Genomic DNA, 19,419 nt, shown 5'->3' on the forward strand with positions numbered 1-19,419 from the left:
GGGCGGCGGCTGGACGGGGCCCGGGATCGGCGGCCCCCGCCCGTACGAGGGCGAGGGCCCAGCGCGGCGGCCCCCGCCGGCAGGAGGGCGAGGGCGGGGCCCGGGGCGGCGGCTACGAGGGCGAGGGCGGGACGGCCCCCGCCGGCAGGAGGGCGGGGGCGGGGCGGGCGGCGCCGAAGGTTCCGGAGGTGGGCGCCCGGTCCGCGGCCGGTGGGCCCCGGCGGTCTCAGTACATGCTCAGCAACTGCTCCACGGAGAGTTCGGCCGCCGGCTCCCCGTCCGGCAGGGCCAGCTCGAACCAGACCGTCTTGCCGCGCGGGGTGCGGCGCGTGCCCCAGGCGGCGCTGAGCAGCCCGACCAGTTGCAGGCCCCGTCCGCCCTCGTCGGTGTCGCGGGCGCGGCGGCGGCGCGGCTGGACGAGTCCGGCGTCCCACACCTCGCAGACGAGGGTGCGGTCGCGCAGCAGCCTGAGCCGGATCTCGCCCTCGCCGTAGCGCAGGGCGTTGGTGACCAGCTCGCTGACGAGGAGTTCGGTGGTGTCGACCAGGTCGTCGAGGTCCCAGGAGAGGAGCTGGCCGCGGGCCAGCTCGCGGGCGCGTCCCACCGAGCGGGGTTCGCGCGGCAGCGTCCAGTCCCCGACCGCCTCGGCGGGCAGCCCCTGGATACGGGCCATCAGGAGCGCGATGTCGTCCTCGCCGTGCTGGGTGTCGAGGGTGGAGAGGACGAAGTCGCAGGCGTCCTCCAGCTCCATCTGCGGTCCGGTCAGCACCGACCGCAGCGCGTCCAGCCCCGCGTCAAGCGACTGGTCGCGGGACTCGACCAGACCGTCGGTGTACAGGGTGAGCAGGGCGTTCTCGGCCAGTTCGACCTCGACCTCCTCGAACGGCTCCCCGCCGACGCCCAGCGGCATGCCCGGCGGTACGTCGATGAGCCGGGCGGGCCTGCCGGGCTCGACCAGGGCGGGCGGCATGTGGCCCGCGTTGGCGATGGTGCACCGCCGGGTGACCGGGTCGTAGACGGCGTACACGCAGGTCGCGAGGTACACCTCGGAGAGGTCCGCCTCGCGGGACTTCTGCGCGGCGCGGGAGGGCCACTGGGCTCCCCCGCTGCCGCCGAGCCCCTCGCTGCGCTCGCCGCCGCCCGGGGAGCCGAGGCCGCGGGCGACCTCGTCGAGGGCGTACAGCACTTCGGCGGGTTCGAGGTCGAGGAGGGCCAGGGTCCGTACGGCGGTGCGCAGTTCGCCCATGGCGACGGCGGCGCGCAGGCCGCGCCCCATGACGTCGCCGACGACGAGGGCGGTGCGGTGGCCCGGCAGCTCGATCACGTCGAACCAGTCGCCGCCGACCTCGGTGGCGGCGTTGCCCGGCAGGTAGCGGCAGGCGATGTCGAGCCCGGCGGCCTCGGGGTCGCCGGGGGGCAGCAGGCTGCGCTGGAGGATGAGGGCGCGTTCGTGCTCGCGGCGGTAGAGGCGCGCGTTGTCGATGCAGACGGCGGCGCGGGCGGCCAGCTCGGTGGCGAGGGCCCGGTCGCGCTCCCCGAACGGCTCGCTGCCCTTCGTACGGGAGAACTGGACGAGGCCGACGACGGTGTCGTGGGCGACCATCGGGACGGCGAGCGTCGACTGGACGAAGCCCATCTCGTCGCCGGGGACGTCCTCGGCCCGGCGGGAGCGCAGCGCCATGGCGCAGGGCGAGCCGACCGGGAAGCGGTGGACGGAGCCGAGCGCGGGCGGCAGGTCGTCCGGACCCGGGGCCCCGCTGCCCGCCACGGCGGTGGGCAGGGCGTCGGCGACGGCGCTGGCGTGGGCGACCCGGCGCAGCTCGGCCGAGCCGCCGGCGGGGTCGCGGTGGGCGGAGGCCCCGCTGCCGGGCGCGGCCTCCTCACCGGTGAGGAGGCCCTGGTAGAGGTCGACGGAGGCGAGGTCGCAGAAGCCGGGGACGGCCACGTCGAGGAGTTCGCGGGCGGTGGTCTCCAGGTCCAGGGAGTTGCCGATGCGGGCGCTGGCCTCGTTCAGGAGGGCGAGGTTGCGGCGGGCGCTGGCCGCCTCCCGCGCGGCGATGTGCCGGCGGGTGACGTCGGTGGCGAGTCCGGCGATGCCCACGGGGCGGCCGGCTCCGCTGTGCACCCGGTAGAGGTTCATGGACCAGTGGCGGCGCTCGGTGGTGTTGGGCGCGGGGCCGACGAGCTGGAGGTCGGTGACGGACTCCCCGGTCTCCAGGACGCGTTTCAGCGTGGCGGTCAGCCGGTCGGCCTCGGAGCGCGGCAGGTAGTCCTCCACAGTGCGGCCCCGGTGGTCCTCGGCCGAGCCGCCGAAGACGGTGGCGAAGCGCTGGTTCGCCCGCACGACGGCGAGGTCGGTGCCGAACAGCACGAAGCCGAAGGGAGATTGACCGAATATGGCCTGTGAGGCGGCGAGGTCGGTCTCGATGCGGCGCAGGGCCCGGACGTCCACGACGATACAGAGCGCGGCCCGTTCCCCCCGGGCCGTCAGGCTCGGCATCACGTAGACCTCGGCGACGCCGTGCGCGCCGTTCTCGCCCGGCATCCGGAACGGTACGAGGCCCGTCCACTCCTTGCCGTCCAGGATCTCGCCGACCCGCCGGTGACCGCCGGAGCGCAGTTCGGCGGGCATGAACGCCTCCACCGGATCGCGGCCGATCGCCTCGGTCGAGGTCATGCCGAACAGACCGGCGGCCCGACTGCTCCACTGCTCGACCAGTCCGTCCGGCCCGATCGAGAAGGAGGCGACCTTGATGTGGTCGTAGATCGAGCCGGGTGGGCTGCTCTGCCACACGACATCGCCGGTCGTTCCGTCGACATCGCCCGTAGTCCCAGGTATTTCGCTCACGCGACCGTCCCCTCCAGCTCACGCACCGGACCGGTCCTGCCCGCAGTATTCAGTACTACGGCCCCGACCGACACGGCGTTCACGATCACAGCACGGTCTCAGTCCCTTTCAGCCAGGTTCTGCCCGACCCCAGGTGATCGCTGTGCTTCCCTCCACTCTCCTAACCAGGGAGAGCTAGCTCGAACCACACGGTCTTGCCGGTCTTTCCCCGCCGGGTCCCCCAGCGACGCGCTGAACAGGCCACGAGCTGGAGTCCCCGGCCGCCCTCGTCGTCGGGTCCCGCTCGGCGCTCGGTGGGCGGATCCGGAAGCGGATCGGAGACCTCCACCAGCAGTCCCGGGGCGGTGGGCGGCCGTTCGGCGAGCGGCGCCCCGGCGAGCGGGCCGGCCGGGGCCGGGCCGCCCGCCAGGGCGAGGTCCCCGTCGGGCTGCGAGCGGACCAGGCGTACGCCGATGGGACCGGAGGCGTACCGGAGGGAGTTGGTCACCAGCTCGCTGACGAGCAGGACCGCCAGGTCACCCACCGTCGCGTCGATCCCCCAGGTGTCGAGCGCGCACCGGACGGCGTGCCGCGCGCCGCGTACGGAACCGGGCTCGGCGTCGAAGGTCCACGCGGCGCAGTCGCCTTCGGTATCGATCACGCGGACCACTTCCCCAGGACGGCTGCGGGCGCACCTTTGCGCAGAAAAGGTACTTAGCACCACATACCCACCATTTACCCCCCGCTACCGCCCGGTGCGGGGTTTGGTACAGACGGCCGCACCCACCCGCCGCACCGGCCCGCCCCCCGGTCGGGCTACCCTCCTCCGCCCCCGCGTGCGGGCTCAGCGCAGGGCGCCGGCGGCCTTCAGGTCGTCGAAGAGGAGTTGGTCCACGGGCGGCACGAGTTCCCGGTCGGCGAAGGAGAACCAGGCCGTCTCCTCGATCTCACTGCTCGCGGCGAGCGTGCCGCGGTAGTCGCCGTAGTAGCAGCTCATCCGTACGACGGCGGCGCCGGGACGGTCGTCCACCGGCGCCTCGTACGTACCCGCGTGGGCGACGGTCTCCGGGATCAGGCCGACCGTCAGTTCCTCCCGGACTTCCCGCAGAAGGGTCTCCAGGTCGGTCTCCGCGCCTTCGCGCTTGCCGCCCGGGATGTAGAAGACGTCCTTGCCCCGGGGGCGGGCACAGAGGATCCGGCCCTCCTCGATCCGCACCCACGCCACCGTGTCGATCAGCACCGCCACCACTCCGCCCAGCTCGCCGCAGCCCGGGGACCTGCACACCCCGGTCCGGCCGGACCCTACCGCCCGAGCCGGCGGCGCACCCAATGCGGCCGGCGGGGGTGGGGGCGAGCCCGAAGGGACCGGGGCCGGTGACGGGCGGACCCGAGAACGGCGGGGGCGGTGACGGGCGGGCGGTGCGTCGAGCGTGCGGGCCCGCCGGGTTGGCGGACTGACGGGCGGGCGGTCAGCCGAGCGGGCGGACTGACGGGCGGGCGGGTGCGCCGTGGGCGGCCTGCCGGGTGGGCGGGTGCCCCGTGGGCTGCCTGCCGGGTGGGCGGCGGTGCGGGGGCGTACGCGGGCGCGAAGCCGTACCGCGAGCGGGGCGGACGGGCCGGTGCGGGCGCGAAGCCGCGCCGGGAGCGGCGGACGCGGCAGACGTCAGGGGTGGGGCCTCTGGCCGACCCGCTCCACCCGGTAGACCTGGTGCCGGTGGCGGTGGTCGAGGCCGTCCGCGACCTGCTGCGCCTCCGCCTGCGTGGCGTACCGGCCCACGCGGTAGCTCCCTCCGCCGTCGTCCTGCCGGATCACCTGCCAGGGAAGCGCCGCGCCGCTGTCGCTCATCGTGTCGCTCCCTCGCATGTCACCCTTCCTCCCGCCGGTGTGGACGTCTCTAAGGATCCCCAGGAAACCGCAGTGCGCATATGCCCGAGCGTACGCCTGACCTTCACTCAGCGCAGGCGGCTTTACACAAAGAGATACACATCCGGCCAACACGAAAGGGGCGCATCCGAAGAATGCGCCCCCTGGTGCGGCAGCGGTCGGGCGGAGACCGCCGCCCGACCCCGTACGGACGCCGACGCGCCCGCCCGACGCGGCCGCTACCTGACCGGCAGGTGGTACGCGATCCGGTACCGGTCGGCCGGCACCACCACGTCCGCCGTCTCCACGGCCCGGCCCGAGGCGTAGTACGTCCGCCCGATGACGATGACCACGTGGCCGGGCACACCGCCCAGCGCCAGGAGCTCCTCCGCCAGCCCCGGGCGCGCGCCGACCTCTTCGGCGACGTTGTCCACCACGATGTCGATCGCGGCCATCCGGTCGACCACCCCGCAGCCGCCCAGCGGGCCCTCCTCGGGCAGCATCACGGGCGTCCGGCCCGTGACGGCCAGCGGCTCCCAGGAGGTGGAGAGCATGATCGGCTCGCCCGCCTCCCGGAAGACGTAGTGCGTGCGCATCACCCGGTCACCGGGCTCGATGCCCAGCCGCTCCGCGATCTCGGGGCTCGCCCCCTCCTGCTCGCTGCGGGACTCCCAGGTCCCGCGCGCCCCCTCGGTGGTCTGCTCCTGCCGGAAGGGGTTGACGCCCGTCTCCGGCCGGTAGCCGGAGCGGGCGATCCTGCGCGGCACGGGGCGCTCGCGCACATACGTACCGGAGCCGGAGCGCCCCTCGACCAGCCCCTCCGCCATCAGCACCTTCCGCGCCTCCAGGGCGACGGTGTCCGAGACCCCGTACTCCTCCCGGATACGGGCCTGCGACGGCAGGCGGGTATGGGGCGGCAGCGCGCCGTTGACGATCTTCTCCCTGAGATCGCTCGCCACGCGCAGATAGGCGGGCTGCTCACCGAAAGTCACAGGCCACTCCCAACAGGTTGACAGTCTGCGACAGCCTGACAACGGTGGGTTGTGCGCCGCAAGCGTAGGCCAGAGTTTCACTCGATGTGATGATCTCGCGACCACTGAGGCATATCCGGGGGCGCGGACGCCAGAGCAGAACCGGCCGATCACCCCGCCCCGGACCGCGCCGAACTCGTCTCGAACTCACCACCCGATCATCACGCCCGCAACGAACCGAGGGGACCCGCAGCGCCCGAAGACGTCCGGAACCTGCCCCACTCCGCGCCACCCGACACCGGCCGGCATCACCCCGCACCCACCGACACGGTCCGCCACGGCCCCGCACCGGCTCGCGTCACCACCTGCCCCGCACCACCGCCCCACAGCGGCTCGCACCACCGCCCAGCACCGGCTCGCACATCGACAACTCCCCACCTCTTGACCATTTTTGGTCCAGACCAATACCTTCCTGTCCACAGCACGGCTCCCGTTTTTCCTTTCGCTTTACTTCCGCTTCGCCTCCGCACCGGATCACGCACAGGAACGAGCCTCATGCGTCGAAGAGACCTGTCCCGAATCACCATCGCCGGCGTCGCCCTGGCCCTGCTGACGGGCGTCGCCCCGGCCGCGGCCTCCGGTCCCGGCCATGACCGCGGCGACGAAGGGGACCGCGGCAAGGGCCACCACCGCCCCGCCTACAAGAGCGTCGGCTACTTCACCCAGTGGGGCGTCTACGGGCGCGACTTCCAGGTCAAGGACCTGGACACCAGCGGGGCGGCGGCCAAGCTGACCCACATCAACTACGCCTTCGGCAACGTCAGCGCCGAGGGGAAGTGCTTCACCGGCAACGTCCCCGGCCAGGCCGATGCCTGGGCTGACTACGCCCGTCCGCTCGACGCGGCGGGATCGGTCGACGGCGTCGCCGACACCGACACCCAGCCGCTCGCGGGCAACTTCAACCAGCTCCGCGAGCTGAAGGCCAAGCACCCCGGCCTCAAGGTCATGATCTCGCTCGGCGGCTGGAGCTGGTCCACCCACTTCTCCGACGCCGTCCGCACCGCGGCCTCCCGCAAGGCGCTCGTCTCCTCCTGCATCGACCTGTACATCAAGGGCAACCTCCCCAAGGACGGGGCCCGCGGCGGCGACGGCGCGGCGGCCGGCCTCTTCGACGGCATCGACGTCGACTGGGAGTGGCCCGGCTCGGCGGCCAACGAGGGCACGGTCTTCCGGCCGGAGGACAAGAAGAACTTCACCGCCCTGATCAGCGAGTTCCGCACCCAGCTCGACGCCCACGCCAGGAGCGAGGCGAAGGCCGGCAAGGACGCCAAGGGCAAGGACAAGGGCCACGGGCACGGCCACCACAAGCCGAAGCCCAAGCACTACGACCTGTCCGCGTACGTCCCCGCCAACCCCAAGGCGATCGACGCCGGGTTCGACGTGAAGCGCCTCATGAAGGACTTCGACTTCGTCAACATCCAGGGGTACGACTACCACGTGTCGAGCGAGAAGAAGACGGCCCAGCAGTCGGCCCTGTACGCGCGGAACGACTTCAGCGTCGACCGGACCGTGCGCGACTGGGTGCGGCGCGGCGCGCCCAAGCACAAGATCGTGATGGGCATGCCGACCTACGGCCAGGGCTGGACCGGCGTGAGCGGCGGCGGTACGGGCATGGGGCAGCCGGCGACGGGCCCCGCCCCGGCCACCTGGGCGGCGGGCTACGAGGACTACAAGGTCCTCAAGAAGCTGGCCGCCTCGGGTGAGTACACGGTCCACCGCGATGTGAAGAACGGCCACGCCTGGCTGTTCGACGGCACCACGCTGTGGACGTACGACGACCCGCAGGTGCTGCGCACGAAGGCCGCGTACGTCCGGGACAAGGGCCTCGGCGGGGCGATGTTCTGGTCGCTGGACGGGGACACGGAGAACGGTGAGCTGATCACCGCGGTCGACCGCGGGCTCAACCGCCGCTGACCGGACCCCGGTACGCCGAAGGGGCCGGTGCGGTCGCGTCGCGCGACCGCACCGGCCCCGCGTTACGGGGTGCGGTGGTTCACCACCGGGACGGGCTCCGCGTCAGAACTGGAGCGCCCAGCTGTTGATCCGGCCCGTGTCGGCGCTCGCGTTGTCGCTGACCCGGAGCTTCCAGGTGCCGTTGGCGACGACGGACGAGGCGTTGACGGTGTACGTGGTGACCACGTTGTCGCTGCTGCCGCCCGAGCCGTACGCCTTCAGGTTGAAGACCGTGCCGTTCGGGGCGACCAGGTCGATCTTCAGGTCACCGATGTAGGTGTGCGAGATGTTGACCGGGACGCTCAGCGCGGCCGGGGCGTTGCCGGTGATGCCGGTGACGGTGACCGGGGCCTCGACGGTGGCGTTGTCGTTGATCGCGTACCCGGTGGTGTTCTCGAACTTCTTGCCCGGCGGGTTGGTGCTGCCCGCGCCGACGTACAGCAGGCGGTTGGGCGAACCGGTGCCCGGGTTGGTGACGACGTTCGGGGTGGCGGCCGCGACGAGTCCGGCGGAGACCTGGGCGGGGGTCGAGCCCGGGTTGTCGGCAAGGTAGATCGCCGCCGCGCCGGCCACGTGCGGGCTGGCCATCGACGTACCGGAGATGGTGTTCGTCGCGCTGTCGCTGGTGTTCCACGTCGAGGTGATCGAGGAACCGGGCGCGAAGATGTCCACGACCGCGCCGTAGTTGGAGAAGCTGGAGCGGGCGTCGGTGTTGGTCGTCGAGCCCACCGTGATCGCCTCGGCGACGCGCGCCGGGGACTTGGTGCTGGCGTTGGTCGACTCGTTGCCCGCCGCGACGGCGTAGGTGATGCCGGCGGCGATGGACCGCTGCACGGCCGCGTCGAGGACCGCGTCCGCGCCGCCGCCGAGGCTCATGTTGGCGACCGCGGGCTTGACGGCGTTGGCCGTCACCCAGTCGATGCCGGCGACGACCTGGGCGGTGGTGCCGGAGCCCTGGTTGTTCAGCACGCGGACGCCGACGATCTTCGCCTTCTTGGCGACGCCGTGAGCGGTGCCCGCGACGGTGCCCGCCACGTGCGTGCCGTGGCCGTGGCCGTCCTGGGCGACGTTGTCGTTGTCGATGGCGTCGTAGCCGTTGGCCGCGCGGCCGCCGAAGTCGCTGTGGCTGATGCGCACCCCGGTGTCGATGACGTACGCGGTGACGCCCTCGCCCGCCTTGTCGGGGTAGGTGTAGCGCTGGTCCAGCGGGAGGCTCCGCTGGTCGATCCGGTCCAGCCCCCAGGAGGGCGGGTTGGTCTGGGTGGCGGAGACCGTGAAGGTGCGGTTCTGCGAGACGGAGGCGACGGCCGGGTCGGCGGCGAACTTCTTCGCCTCCGCGGCGGTGGCCTCGACCGCGTAGCCGTTGAGGGCCGCGCGGTAGGTGCGCTCGATGCTCGCGCCGTACTTCTTCGCGAGGGCCCGGCCCTGGGCGGAGTCCGACTTCGCGGCCGAGTCCTTCAGCGTGACGATGTAGCTGTCGCTGATGGTGCCCGGGGCGTCCGCGTTCAGGATCACGCCTTCGGGGGCGCGCTCGGCCGCGGTCGCCGGGAGCGCGGCGGTGGCGAGCGCGACGGCTGCCGCGGTGGCTATGACGGTCGCCGCGGCGAGTCTTCGACGGGCCTGGGGGGTGTGACGCGTCACTGACATCTGAGGGGTCCTCCTCATCGGCGGTGCTCTGGTGGGGGGTGGTGCCGTGGTGCGGTGTTCCGGTGTTCCGGTTGCGCGGTGGTGCGGTGTACCGGTGTCGCGTGGTGCGGTTTCCGGTTGCGCGGTGGTGCGGCGTTCCGGTGTCGCCCGGTGCGGTGGTGCCGACCACAGGGCGCACATATCGCATGAGCATGACAACAGAGCCCTCGGAGCACACGGCGTTTCGCGTCGTCCGGCGTGCGGCCCGCCCTGCTGCCAGCGAAAGATTGACCGATCCATGGCGAACCCACAAGGGCGCCTTGGGACTCTCCATACGCGCGCCATTCACCTGCCATACGCCTGACATGCTGGCGGACATGACGAGCTATCACTGTCCGGTGGATGGGACGCGGTCCGCGATCACGGCTCTGACCTGGTGCTGCCCGGTCTGTCGGGGCCCGTGGGACCTCGACTTCACCCCCGCGCGGGGCGTCGCGGCGAACGCGCTTGCGGGCCGGGCCGATTCATTGTGGCGTTACAAGGAATTCCTCCCCCTCGACACGTCGGCGATCTCCCTGGGCGAGGGCCGCACCCCGCTCGTCCCGCTCACCGACACCGTCTCGGCGAAGCTCGACTTCCTCATGCCGACGCTCTCCTTCAAGGACCGCGGCGCGGTGATGCTCGGGGAGCTGGCCCGGCGACTGGGCCCGGACCGGGTCGTCGCCGACAGCTCCGGCAACGCGGGCACGTCGTTCGCCGCGTACTGCGCACGGGCCGGCCTGCCGTGCACGGTGTACGTCCCCGAGGGCACGTCGGCGAAGAAGACCGAGCAGATCCGGGCCCACGGCGCCCGGCTGGTCACGGTCCCCGGCGGCCGGGAGGCGACCGCGCGGGCGGCCCGCGCGGCGGCGGACGAACCGGGGGCCTTCTACGCCTCGCACGTCTTCAACCCGTACTTCCTGCACGGCACGAAGACGTACGCGTACGAGCTGTGGGAGGACCTCGGCGGCCGGCTGCCCGAGGCCCTGGCGGTCCCGGTGGGCAACGGCACGCTGCTGCTGGGCGTGGCGCTGGCCGTCGCCGAACTGCGCGCGCTGGGCCTGATCACGGCCCGCCCCCGGCTGATCGCCGTCCAGGCGGAGGCGGTGTCGCCGCTGGCGGCCGCGTTCCGAGCGGGGGCGGACGACCTGCTTCCGGTCGGGGCGGGGGACCTGCTTCGGGACGGCGAGGGCGGGGCGGACGGCCTGCTTCCGGACGGCGGGACCGTTCCGGGCGGGGACGTCGGCGCAGGGGGCGTTCCGGGTCCGGGCGGGGGCGCGGGTGCCGGGGGCGTGCCGGGCACGGGCGGGAACGCGGCTGGAGGTGCGGGCGGCGTGGAACCCGCCACCCTCGCGGAGGGCATCGCGATCCCCCGGCCGCCCCGCGCCCGCCAGATCCTGGCGGCGGTACGGGAGTCGGGCGGCACGTTCCTGACGGTGCCCGAGGACGGCGTCCGCGAGGCCCAGCGGGACCTGGCGGCGCGCGGCCTCTTCGTCGAGACGACGGGGGTGGCCTGCTGGGCGGCGGTACGGGCCGGGGGCGACGCGGTCCGGGGCGAGGTGGTGGTGCCGCTGTGCGGCTCGGGGCTGAAGACCGGCATGGCGGCGTCGGCTTAGGGCGCGGTGGGGCGGGCGTCGGGGCGACGGCCGCCGTCTTCCCGCGTCGGGGCCGCCGTCTTCCCGCGTCGGGGCCGCCGACTTCCCGCGTCGGGCCGGTAGGGACAGACGTCGGGGCGGGCGCGGTGGCCGTGTCGGCCAGGGTGGGGCGGACGTTCCCCGTGGCCGGATCTGCTCCATCCGGCGGGCAGGCGGACGCCCGGTGCGGGGTGCGTACCGGGGGCCCCGCGCGCCGTGGCGGCGGGCCGGGCGGGCCGCTCCCTACCGTCGTCCCGTGAGCCTCCCGCGTATCTCCGCCGCCGCCCTCGCCGCCCTGGTCGCCGCGGCCCTCATCGCACCGGCGCCTCCGGCCGCCCGGGCGACGGGCGGCCCGGACCACACCCCCGGCGCCCACCCTCCCGCCTGCGGGGACGCCTCCGATCCCGCCTGGGCCCGGACCTCCGAGCGGTTCGGGGAGGCCGCCGGCTACACCCCGTACATCGGGAACGGCTACCTCGGCCACCGGGTCCCCGCCACCGGTGCGGGCTACGCGGCCACCGGCGAGAAGACCGGCTGGCCGCTCTACACCCCCCGCTACGGCGGGGCGTTCGTCTCCGGTCTCCACGCCCGCGACCGGGCCGTCTCCGAGGGCCGCGAGGTGATCGCCGCACTGCCGAGCTGGACCACCGTGGACGTGGGCGTCGGCGGGGAGACCCTCGGCCCGGACACCCCGGCGGACCGGATCTCGTACTACCGGCAGACGGTCTTCCTCTCCTGCGGCCTCGTCCGCACCTCGCTGCGGTGGACGACGGCGGACGGCCGGGCCACCGACCTCGTGTACGACGTGCTGGCCGACCGCTCCGACGTCCACGCCGGGGCCGTACGCCTGCGGATGACCCCGCGCTGGAGCGGTACCGCGACCGTCACCGGGCGGCTCGACGAGCGGGGCGCACGCCGGATCACGCTGCGGGAGGACGGGACGTTCCGCACGCTCGGCACCGGGGTCGAGGGGGCCGTCGCGCAGACGATGCGGAGCGGTTCGGGCGTGGTCGAGACCCTGCGGACCGGCGCGTCCGCGCACGCAGCCCCGGTCCGCGCGGGCCGCACGTACACCTTCGAGAAGTACGTCGGCGTCGACACCGCCCTCACCTCCCGCGCCCCGGCCGAGGACGCCCGGGAGACGGCGCACCGGGCGGCGCGGCGCGGCTGGGACCGGGTCTTCGCGGCGAACGAGGCGGCCTGGCGCGAGGACTGGTCGGCCGATGTGCTGGTCCCGGGCCACGGAGAGTTGCAGGGGTGGCTGCGCGCCGCCCAGTACGGACTACTGGCGAGCACCCGGCGCGGCGCCGCCGACAGCATCGCCCCGGCCGGTCTGACCAGCGACAACTACGCGGGAATGGTCTTCTGGGACGCGGAGACGTGGATGTTCCCGGGGCTGCTGGCGACCCGCCCGGAGCTGGCCCGTTCGGTCGTCGAGTACCGCTACCGCACCCGGGGCGCGGCCCGCGCGAACGCCGAGAAGCTCGGGTACGACGGGCTGTTCTACCCGTGGACCAGTGCGAGCCGGGGCCGCCTCGACTCCGAGTGCCAGAGCTGGGACCCGCCGCACTGTCTGACGCAGAACCACCTCCAGGGAGACGTCTCGCTGGCCGTCTGGCAGTACTTTCTGGCCACCGGCGACCGCGACTGGCTGGGGGAGCGGGGCTGGCCGCTGTTGAAGGGCGTCGCGGACTTCTGGCGCTCCCGCGCCACGGCCAATGCCGACGGCACCTACTCCGTCCGGAACGTGGCCGGGCCCGACGAGTACAGCAACGGCGTGGACGACGGCGTCTTCACCAACGCGGTCGCCGCCACCGCGCTCCGCAACGCGACCCGCGCCGCCCGCCTGCTCGGCCACCGCCCGCCGGCCGCCTGGAACCGGGTCGCGGACGGTCTGCGCATCCCGTACGACGCCGAGCGGAAGGTCTACCTCCAGTACGCCGGGTACAACGGCTCCACGATCAAGCAGGCGGACACGGTGCTCCTGACCTACCCGCTGGAGTGGCCCATGGAGCCCGGCGCCGCGGCGGCCACCCTCGACTACTACGCGGCCCGCACCGACCCGGACGGCCCGGCGATGACGGACTCGGTGCACGCGATCGACGCGGCGGAGACCGGGGAGCCGGGCTGCTCGGCGTACACGTATCTCCAGCGCGCGGTACGCCCGTTCATGCGGGGCCCGTACGACCTGTTCTCCGAGGCGCGCGGTGAGAAGGCGGGGGCGGAGGACCCTCTGTCGGGCTTCCCCGCCGAGGACTTCCTGACCGGTAAGGGCGGCTTCCTCCAGGTGTTCACGCACGGGCTGACGGGGCTGCGGCTGCGCGAGGACGGCGTCCGCCTGGCTCCGACGCTGCCGCCCCAGCTCGGCGAGGGCGTCACGGCGAAGGGGCTGCGGTTCCGGGACGCGGTGTACGACGTCGGGATCGGCCCCCGGACGACCACGGTGCGCCTGGTCTCGGGCAGCCCGTTCACGGTCCACACGGCCGGGGGCCCGCGCCGGCTGACCGGGACGCTGACCCTGCCCACCCGTCGCCCCGACCTGACCCCGACCGCCGACGCGGCGCGCTGCCGCCCGGCGACGGCGACCTCCGAGGCCCCGGGCCTCTACGCGGAGGCGGCGGTGGACGGCAGCCCGGCGACGTCCTGGTCCCCGGACGGCGCGGCGGGGTCCCTGACGGTGGACGTGGGCCCGCGCCCCGTGCGGATCGCGGCGGTGACCCCGCGCTGGGGCGACGTACCGCCGGTGTCGCACACGGTGGAGACGTCCGTCGACGGCCGCTTCTGGCGCCCCTTCCTGGCGGGCGACACGGCCAGGAAGGTCCGGGTGACGGTCCGCTCGGAGGACCCGGAGAAGCCGCCGGTCCTGGCGGAGCTGCGGGTGGAAGGGGTGGATCGGGTGGAGGCGGGCGGGCGGTAGCGGGCGGGACGGGTGGAGGCGGGCTGGCGGTAGCGGGTGGGCTGCCGGGGCCTCACGCCTTGGGGCAGGGCGGCACCTTGCCGTCGCTGCGGGCGCGGGCGTACTCCGGCCCGGTCTGCTCGTACCAGTCGCCCGGCGACCAGGCGCCGGGGTGCACGCAGTCGAGGGCGGGGAAGTACACCTTCCGGTACCCGGACGGGTCGGCCAGGCGCGCGGTCAGCTCGAAGGGCCTGCCCCCGGGGCCGCTGATCGTCATCTCCGCCGTGGTCCCGCCGATTTCGTAGTGCACGCGGTACCGCCAGCGGCAGTAGCCGGTCTCGGCGGTCGCGTGGACGACGAACGCCTCGGTCTCGTTCTGGTTCAGCGTGATGTGCTTGGCCTCGGGCCCGGTGAAGAACGGCTTGGCGTCCTTCCCGTCCTTCCCGTCCTTGCCGTACGTCTCCAGACGGGGGCGCGGGGCGTCCACCACCAGCTCCAGGGGGATGACGTCGGAGACGCCCTGGGAGGGGAAGTGCGCCAGGCTGCCGCCGAGCGGCTTGTCACAGGCGCCGCCCTCCAGGACGGGCACGATGTCGGTGATGCGGACCTGCTGGGAAGCTCGGCCCTGGACCGTGATCATCCAGTCCGCGTCCCCGGCGTCGACGACATCGCGGCCCTCCCGCCAGGGCTGCCCCGAGGCGATCTGTTCGCGGAGCTTTCCGTCGTCGGCGCCTTCACCGTCGCGCACCACGTAATACCCGATGTCCTTGACGTCCCTGACCTCGACGACGTCGATGGCGCCCTGGGGGGAGAGCCGGTCCGGGACCCGGTCCAGCGGAAGGACCGCCTTCACCGACGCGGTCAGGACGTCCTGGAACGTCACGGTCACCACGGCCAGCAGGATGCCCAGCAGCCAGGTCGTCGGGCTCTTCACGAACCGCAGCCGCCCCCCGCCCTCCGTCCCCTCTTCCTCCTCGGGGCGCGACGGTGGCGGTGCACTCCCCCGGCGTACGCTCGCCCGGGTCATCGCACCCGTCCTGCGCGCCCCGGTCCCCCTCCGGTCACGCGCACCCCGTTGGTCCTGCGTCCCCTGCCGGTCCTGCGTCCCCCGTCGGTCATGCGCCATGGGCCGCCTGCTCCTCGCTCTCGTCTGCCGACCGCTGCTCTTCTGAAGACCGCTGCTCGCTTGCCGTCCGCGGCTCGCCTGCCGCCTGCGGCTCTGCTGCCGTCTGCCGCTCTTCTGACGACTGCGGCTCGCCTGCCGTCCGCTGCTCGCCTGCCGCCTGCTCTTCGTCCGCGCGCACCGGGCACCGCTCCCCCTCGCCGCCGGGCGGGTTCGTACGGGCCGCGCGCCGCCGCATCAGCAGGACCACGGCGAGGCAGGCGATCCCTGTGGCCCACCCCCAGGCCGCCCCGAAGCGGACGGCGTCGCCGATGGCCACGCCCAGCTGGTCGGCGGCCGCCCCGCCGCTCTCCCGGCGCGGGGCGAACCAGCGCAGCACCCGCCCGTCCACGAACGCGGCGAGGACGGCGGCGAGCAGGGTCGCGTACCACCCCTTCAGAACGAGCCGGAGGTAGGCGGTGGGTCGTGGGGAGGTGGCGGGGCGCTTGGCCTCCGCCGCGTCCGCCGACTCGATCGCTCCCGCCGGGCCGGTCGTACCGGCGTCCTCGGGCCCTTCCGGCTGCACGAGATCCCCCGAACGGGTGACGATCGAGCGGAGCGCCAACGCCAGGGCCGTGAGGAAGACGGCGCAGACCACGAGGGTGACGGCCCAGCCCTCGACCATCTCGGTCCTGAGCGGGCGCAGGCGCAGCGCCGGGTAGAGGACGCCGCTCCACTCGGAGACGAGCGGCGGCGGGGTGTACGGGACCCACAGGTCCGGGTCGAAGGTGATGGCGGCGTCCGAGGACCCGGGCGCTCCCTGGTACAGGTGGCGCACCCGCACATGGCGGAGGGCCTGTCCCCCGGCCACGGCCAGCAGCACGGCCGGGATCAGCCCGGCGCACACGAGGTGCCGCCGCGCCCGCCCGGTGACGGCTCGGGGCGCGGGGTCCGTCTCCCCCTCCGCCGTCCCGAAGTAGGCCCGTAGCGGCGGCAGATCCCGGTACCGCCATACCAACAGCCAGGGAATCAGCGGCAACCACAGCGTGAGCAACGCGAACTGGGCGGCGGAAGCGGGCACTTCACCGATCTGGGCCCGGACGATCCACTCGTCGTACGTGAGGAGGGCGGCGGAGGCGCCCGGGTCGACGACCGGGGTGATCAGCACGGCCGCGCCGGCAGCGAGCAGGGAGGCTCCGGCGAGGGCGAGGACGGTCCTGATCCGCGGCCTGATGCCCGTACTCGCGCGGAACACGCCGTACAGGAGCAGTGCGGCGAGCGTCAGGAAGACGGCCTGCGGAACCCATCCCACGGCGTGTCCCGACGCGCGCAGGGCGAATCCGTCGAACGAGAGCCCGAACACTCGGACCTCGCGCACGGTCGTACCGGGCGGCAGGAAGCCGACGATCCATTTCTTCAGCGGTTCGGTCAGGACCAGGAAGAGGGCCTGGCCCCCCACGCCGTAGGCGGTCAGCGCCATCGACAGGCGGCGGTTCACCGTTGCACTCCCCCGAGTCGCCCGCAGCCCAGGCATGAACTGCGGTGGCAAGTCTGCCGCACGGAAGCGACGGCACCAAGACGTACGCGCGCCGGGCCGACGCCCCGAGGCGGTTATCCGCACGGCCGGAACGAGCGGGCGGTGCAGGGGCGTTACCGCCGCACCGGGGCAGCGGCCCGAGAGGCTCAGCCGCAACACACAGGCGACGCACGGGCGTCACCACCACTCCGGGCCGGCGAGCCGAGAGGCCCACCCGCACGGCCGGAACGCACGGGCGGCGTCACCGCCTCGGCAGCCGGGTCTCCCCCGCGGCCTCCGCCTCGGCCTTCGCGTCGCTCACCGCGACGGCGGCCTGCTTGGCGGCCTCGTCGGCGGCGGCGACGGCGTCCAGGGCGAGGGTGGAGTTCGGTTCGATCTCCGGGGCGTCGACGTGGTCCTTGTCGGAGGCGTCGGGGTCGGCGGCTCCGTCGTCCGCGTCCTCGCGCCGGGCGCCCGGCGGCGATCCCGTACCGGTGGCCCGGTCGCCGAACGCGGTGCTGACCGTACGGATCGCCTCGGTCAGCTCGCCGGGGATCACCCAGAAGGTGTTGTTGTCGCTCCGGGCCAGGTCCGGGAGGGTCTCCAGGTACTTGTAGGCGAGGACCTTGGCGTCGGCGTTGTTGCGGTGGACGGCCTGGAAGACGAGTTCAACGGCCTTGGACTCGCCGTCGGCGCGCAGGATCATCGCCTGCTGGGTGCCCTGGGCCTCCAGGATGTCCTTCTGCTTGGTGCCCTCGGCGGTGAGGATCTTGGCCTGCCGCTCCCCTTCGGCGTGCAGGATGGCGGCGCGCTTGTCGCGCTCGGCCCGCATCTGCTTCTCCATCGCCTCCTTGATGGTGTTGGGCGGGTCGATGGCCTTGATCTCGACGCGGTTGACGCGGATGCCCCACTTGCCGGTCGCGTCGTCGAGGACGGCGCGGAGCCGGGCGTTGATCTCCTCGCGGGAGGTGAGGGTGCCCTCCAGGTCCATGGAGCCGATGACGTTGCGGAGGGTGGTGACGGTGAGCTGGTCGATGGCCTGGAGGTAGTCGGCGACCTCGTAGGCGGCCGCCCGCGGGTCGGTGATCTGGTAGTAGAGGACGGTGTCGATGTTGACCACGAGGTTGTCCTCGGTGATCACCGGCTTGGGGTCGGAGGAGTACACCTGCTCGCGCACGTCGAGCTTGGTGTTGATCCGGTCCGCCACCGGCAGGACGAAGTTCAGACCGGGTTGCAGGGTCCGCCGGTAGCGGCCGAACCGCTCGACGTTGTAGCGGCGCGCCTGCGGGACGATGCGCACGGTGGCGGCCACGAGGAAGACGACGACGATCGCCGCCACGAGGATCGGGATGACGACCGGGTCCATGCTTCCTCCTTCGCGGCGAGCGCTCCGTACGCCGCAGGGTCGGGCGGGTGGTCACAACGGATCGGCGGGCGTGTGCTCCCGTGCCCGGGGGCGGTCAGGGGAGGAGTTCGCGGGGGTAGACCACGGCGGTCGCACCGTCGATCTCCATGACGTCCACCAGCGCTCCCACCGGAATGACATGGCTCTCGTCGAGGGCGCGGGCGGACCACTCCTCACCGGAGAGCTTGATCAGGCCGTGGGTCGCGGTGACCTCCTGCACCACCTCGGCCCGCTTGCCGATCAGCGCGTCGCTGCCCTCGACGGTCAGAGGCGCCTGGGCGATCTGGCGCAGGGCCACGGGCCGTACGAGAGCGAGCCCGGCCACCGCCGTCAGCCCGAGCGCCACGAGCTGCCCGAGCAGCCCGACGCCGAGACCGGCCACCACGGCGGCGACGAGGGCGGCACCGGCCAGCAGCCCGAAGACCAGCGTCAGGGTGAAGAACTCCGCGACGCCGAGCGCCGCCGCGGCGAGCAGCCAGGCGAACCACGGCATCGAACCAGCCTCCCCACGACGAACCTTTGTACGGGTATATCCACCTTTCTACCCGCAGGACGTCGGCTGGAACCGTCCACCCCGTTCGATTAACGATCGATCGAATCAAGCCACGCCGAGAAGTACCGCGAGGGGCACACCGAGGGCCCCCGGCACCACCGGTCCCTTCTCCCGCCACCGGCCGCTTCCCCCGCTACCGGGCCCCTTCTCCGCCCCCGGGCGCTTCCCCCGCTACCGGGCCCCTTCTCCCCACCCGCGGAGGACTCCCTCGACACCCCCGAGGAAGGTGTCAGTGACCAGCTCCGGATCGAAGAGGCATCCGGCGGCCATGGCCCCGTCCCGCAGCATGACGACATGGCGGCCGGCGGCATCGGCGGGCACATGCCCGGCCTGCGCCAGCAGCTCGGTGACGGTGTCGAGGAACCACTGCCGGTGAGTCAGCACGGCCTGGTGGATGGGGTGGGCCGGGTCGGGATATTCAGCCACGGCGTTGAGGAAGGCGCAGCCCCGGAACCCCGGCGACCGGATGCCGTCGGCGACGGCCCGCGCGACGGCCCGCACCTGGTCCGCCCCCGGCGCGGCGCCCGCGCGGGCGGCCTCGACCTGGGCCCGGATCCCCTGGTCGGCCTGGTCGAGATAGGCGAGGACGAGCTGTTCCTTGCCGGAGAAGTGCCGGTACAGGGTCGCGCGGGTCACCTGAGCCTCGGCGATGATCCGGTCGACGCCGACGGAGTGGATGCCCTCGGCGTAGAAGATCCTCGTCGCCGTGGCGAGCAGCCTGGCCCGCGCCTCGGACGTACTGCCGTTTCCCGTGCCCCGACTCATGGACCCGACCCTACCAAGCGATGAGGGAGAACGTTCGGTCTTGACAGCCGGCGACGCCCGCACCTTAGATGAGCCGGACCAAGGGAGACCGAACGTTCTCCCTCACCCCCGGATCGCTCACCGCACCCCACCCACCTCGTCACGGCATCCCACTCACCTCGTCACGAAAGGCAGCCCCATGAGCCCCACCGCCCTGCCCCGCCTCCCC

The 19,419-nt window shown here is 73.3% G+C and carries 14 protein-coding genes; 3 read left to right on the plus strand and 11 right to left on the minus strand.

Annotated elements, in window-relative coordinates:
• Positions 1–226: 226 nt before the first annotated feature.
• From IF19_RS0133415 to IF19_RS0133435, 5 genes are all read right to left on the minus strand, one after another.
• A complete protein-coding gene (locus tag IF19_RS0133415; RefSeq protein WP_030115360.1) occupies positions 227–2,794 on the minus strand; it encodes a SpoIIE family protein phosphatase in 2,568 nt (855 codons plus the stop codon).
• A 214-nt stretch (positions 2,795–3,008) separates the two neighbouring features.
• The gene (locus IF19_RS0133420) at positions 3,009–3,497 is read right to left on the minus strand and encodes an ATP-binding protein (protein WP_030115359.1); all 489 of its coding nucleotides are present in this window, start codon (positions 3,495–3,497) and stop codon (positions 3,009–3,011) included.
• Positions 3,498–3,671: 174 nt separating this feature from the next.
• Positions 3,672–4,076, minus strand: a complete 405-nt coding sequence (locus IF19_RS0133425; RefSeq protein WP_030115358.1) for an NUDIX hydrolase — start codon at positions 4,074–4,076, stop codon at positions 3,672–3,674.
• Between the two features lie 414 nt (positions 4,077–4,490).
• Complete coding sequence (locus tag IF19_RS0133430; protein ID WP_030115357.1) at positions 4,491–4,691, minus strand: hypothetical protein; 201 nt, start codon at positions 4,689–4,691, stop codon at positions 4,491–4,493.
• Positions 4,692–4,930: 239 nt separating this feature from the next.
• Positions 4,931–5,683: a GntR family transcriptional regulator gene (locus IF19_RS0133435; protein ID WP_030121393.1), complete on the minus strand. Its 753-nt coding sequence runs from the start codon at positions 5,681–5,683 to the stop codon at positions 4,931–4,933.
• Between the two features lie 534 nt (positions 5,684–6,217).
• Here IF19_RS0133435 and IF19_RS0133440 point away from each other — a divergent pair.
• Positions 6,218–7,636, plus strand: a complete 1,419-nt coding sequence (locus tag IF19_RS0133440; protein WP_030115355.1) for a glycoside hydrolase family 18 protein — start codon at positions 6,218–6,220, stop codon at positions 7,634–7,636.
• A gap of 102 nt (positions 7,637–7,738) precedes the next feature.
• On the opposite strand, the gene IF19_RS0133445 is transcribed toward IF19_RS0133440, so the two are convergent.
• Positions 7,739–9,322 (minus strand): S8 family peptidase, encoded by a 1,584-nt coding sequence (locus IF19_RS0133445; RefSeq protein WP_030121392.1) that lies wholly within the window; start codon positions 9,320–9,322, stop codon positions 7,739–7,741.
• A gap of 356 nt (positions 9,323–9,678) precedes the next feature.
• Between IF19_RS0133445 and IF19_RS1000000136685 the strand changes: the two genes are divergently transcribed.
• Positions 9,679–10,956 carry a threonine synthase gene (locus tag IF19_RS1000000136685; protein ID WP_234313263.1) on the plus strand — a complete coding sequence of 426 codons (1,278 nt, stop codon included), beginning with the start codon at positions 9,679–9,681 and terminating at the stop codon, positions 10,954–10,956.
• A 274-nt stretch (positions 10,957–11,230) separates the two neighbouring features.
• A complete protein-coding gene (locus IF19_RS0133455) occupies positions 11,231–13,891 on the plus strand; it encodes a glycosyl hydrolase family 65 domain-containing protein (protein ID WP_030115351.1) in 2,661 nt (886 codons plus the stop codon).
• Between the two features lie 52 nt (positions 13,892–13,943).
• Here the strand turns inward: IF19_RS0133455 and IF19_RS0133460 are convergent, their stop codons facing one another.
• From IF19_RS0133460 to IF19_RS0133480, 5 genes are all read right to left on the minus strand, one after another.
• Complete coding sequence (locus tag IF19_RS0133460; RefSeq protein WP_030277634.1) at positions 13,944–14,804, minus strand: hypothetical protein; 861 nt, start codon at positions 14,802–14,804, stop codon at positions 13,944–13,946.
• A gap of 181 nt (positions 14,805–14,985) precedes the next feature.
• Positions 14,986–16,470 carry a hypothetical protein gene (locus IF19_RS0133465; protein ID WP_063755111.1) on the minus strand — a complete coding sequence of 495 codons (1,485 nt, stop codon included), beginning with the start codon at positions 16,468–16,470 and terminating at the stop codon, positions 14,986–14,988.
• Positions 16,471–16,750: 280 nt separating this feature from the next.
• Positions 16,751–17,854, minus strand: a complete 1,104-nt coding sequence (locus IF19_RS0133470) for an SPFH domain-containing protein (RefSeq protein ID WP_030115347.1) — start codon at positions 17,852–17,854, stop codon at positions 16,751–16,753.
• A 94-nt stretch (positions 17,855–17,948) separates the two neighbouring features.
• The gene (locus IF19_RS0133475; protein WP_030115346.1) at positions 17,949–18,386 is read right to left on the minus strand and encodes an NfeD family protein; all 438 of its coding nucleotides are present in this window, start codon (positions 18,384–18,386) and stop codon (positions 17,949–17,951) included.
• A 231-nt stretch (positions 18,387–18,617) separates the two neighbouring features.
• Positions 18,618–19,211 carry a TetR/AcrR family transcriptional regulator gene (locus IF19_RS0133480; protein WP_030115345.1) on the minus strand — a complete coding sequence of 198 codons (594 nt, stop codon included), beginning with the start codon at positions 19,209–19,211 and terminating at the stop codon, positions 18,618–18,620.
• Between the last annotated feature and the right edge of the window lie 208 nt (positions 19,212–19,419).

It is taken from the genome of Streptomyces californicus (assembly GCF_000717645.1).
Classification (GTDB): Bacteria; Actinomycetota; Actinomycetes; order Streptomycetales; family Streptomycetaceae; genus Streptomyces; species Streptomyces californicus.

Bases quoted from the DNA above. Each gene is read 5' to 3' on its own strand.
- IF19_RS0133430 (WP_030115357.1), bottom strand. From the start codon at position 4,691: ATGCGAGGGAGCGACACGATGAGCGACAGCGGCGCGGCGCTTCCCTGG.
- IF19_RS0133440 (WP_030115355.1), top strand. From the start codon at position 6,218: ATGCGTCGAAGAGACCTGTCCCGAATCACCATCGCCGGCGTCGCCCTG.
- IF19_RS0133445 (WP_030121392.1), bottom strand. From the start codon at position 9,322: ATGTCAGTGACGCGTCACACCCCCCAGGCCCGTCGAAGACTCGCCGCG.
- IF19_RS1000000136685 (WP_234313263.1), top strand. From the start codon at position 9,679: ATGACGAGCTATCACTGTCCGGTGGATGGGACGCGGTCCGCGATCACG.
- IF19_RS0133470 (WP_030115347.1), bottom strand. From the start codon at position 17,854: ATGGACCCGGTCGTCATCCCGATCCTCGTGGCGGCGATCGTCGTCGTC.
- IF19_RS0133475 (WP_030115346.1), bottom strand. From the start codon at position 18,386: ATGCCGTGGTTCGCCTGGCTGCTCGCCGCGGCGGCGCTCGGCGTCGCG.
- IF19_RS0133480 (WP_030115345.1), bottom strand. From the start codon at position 19,211: ATGAGTCGGGGCACGGGAAACGGCAGTACGTCCGAGGCGCGGGCCAGG.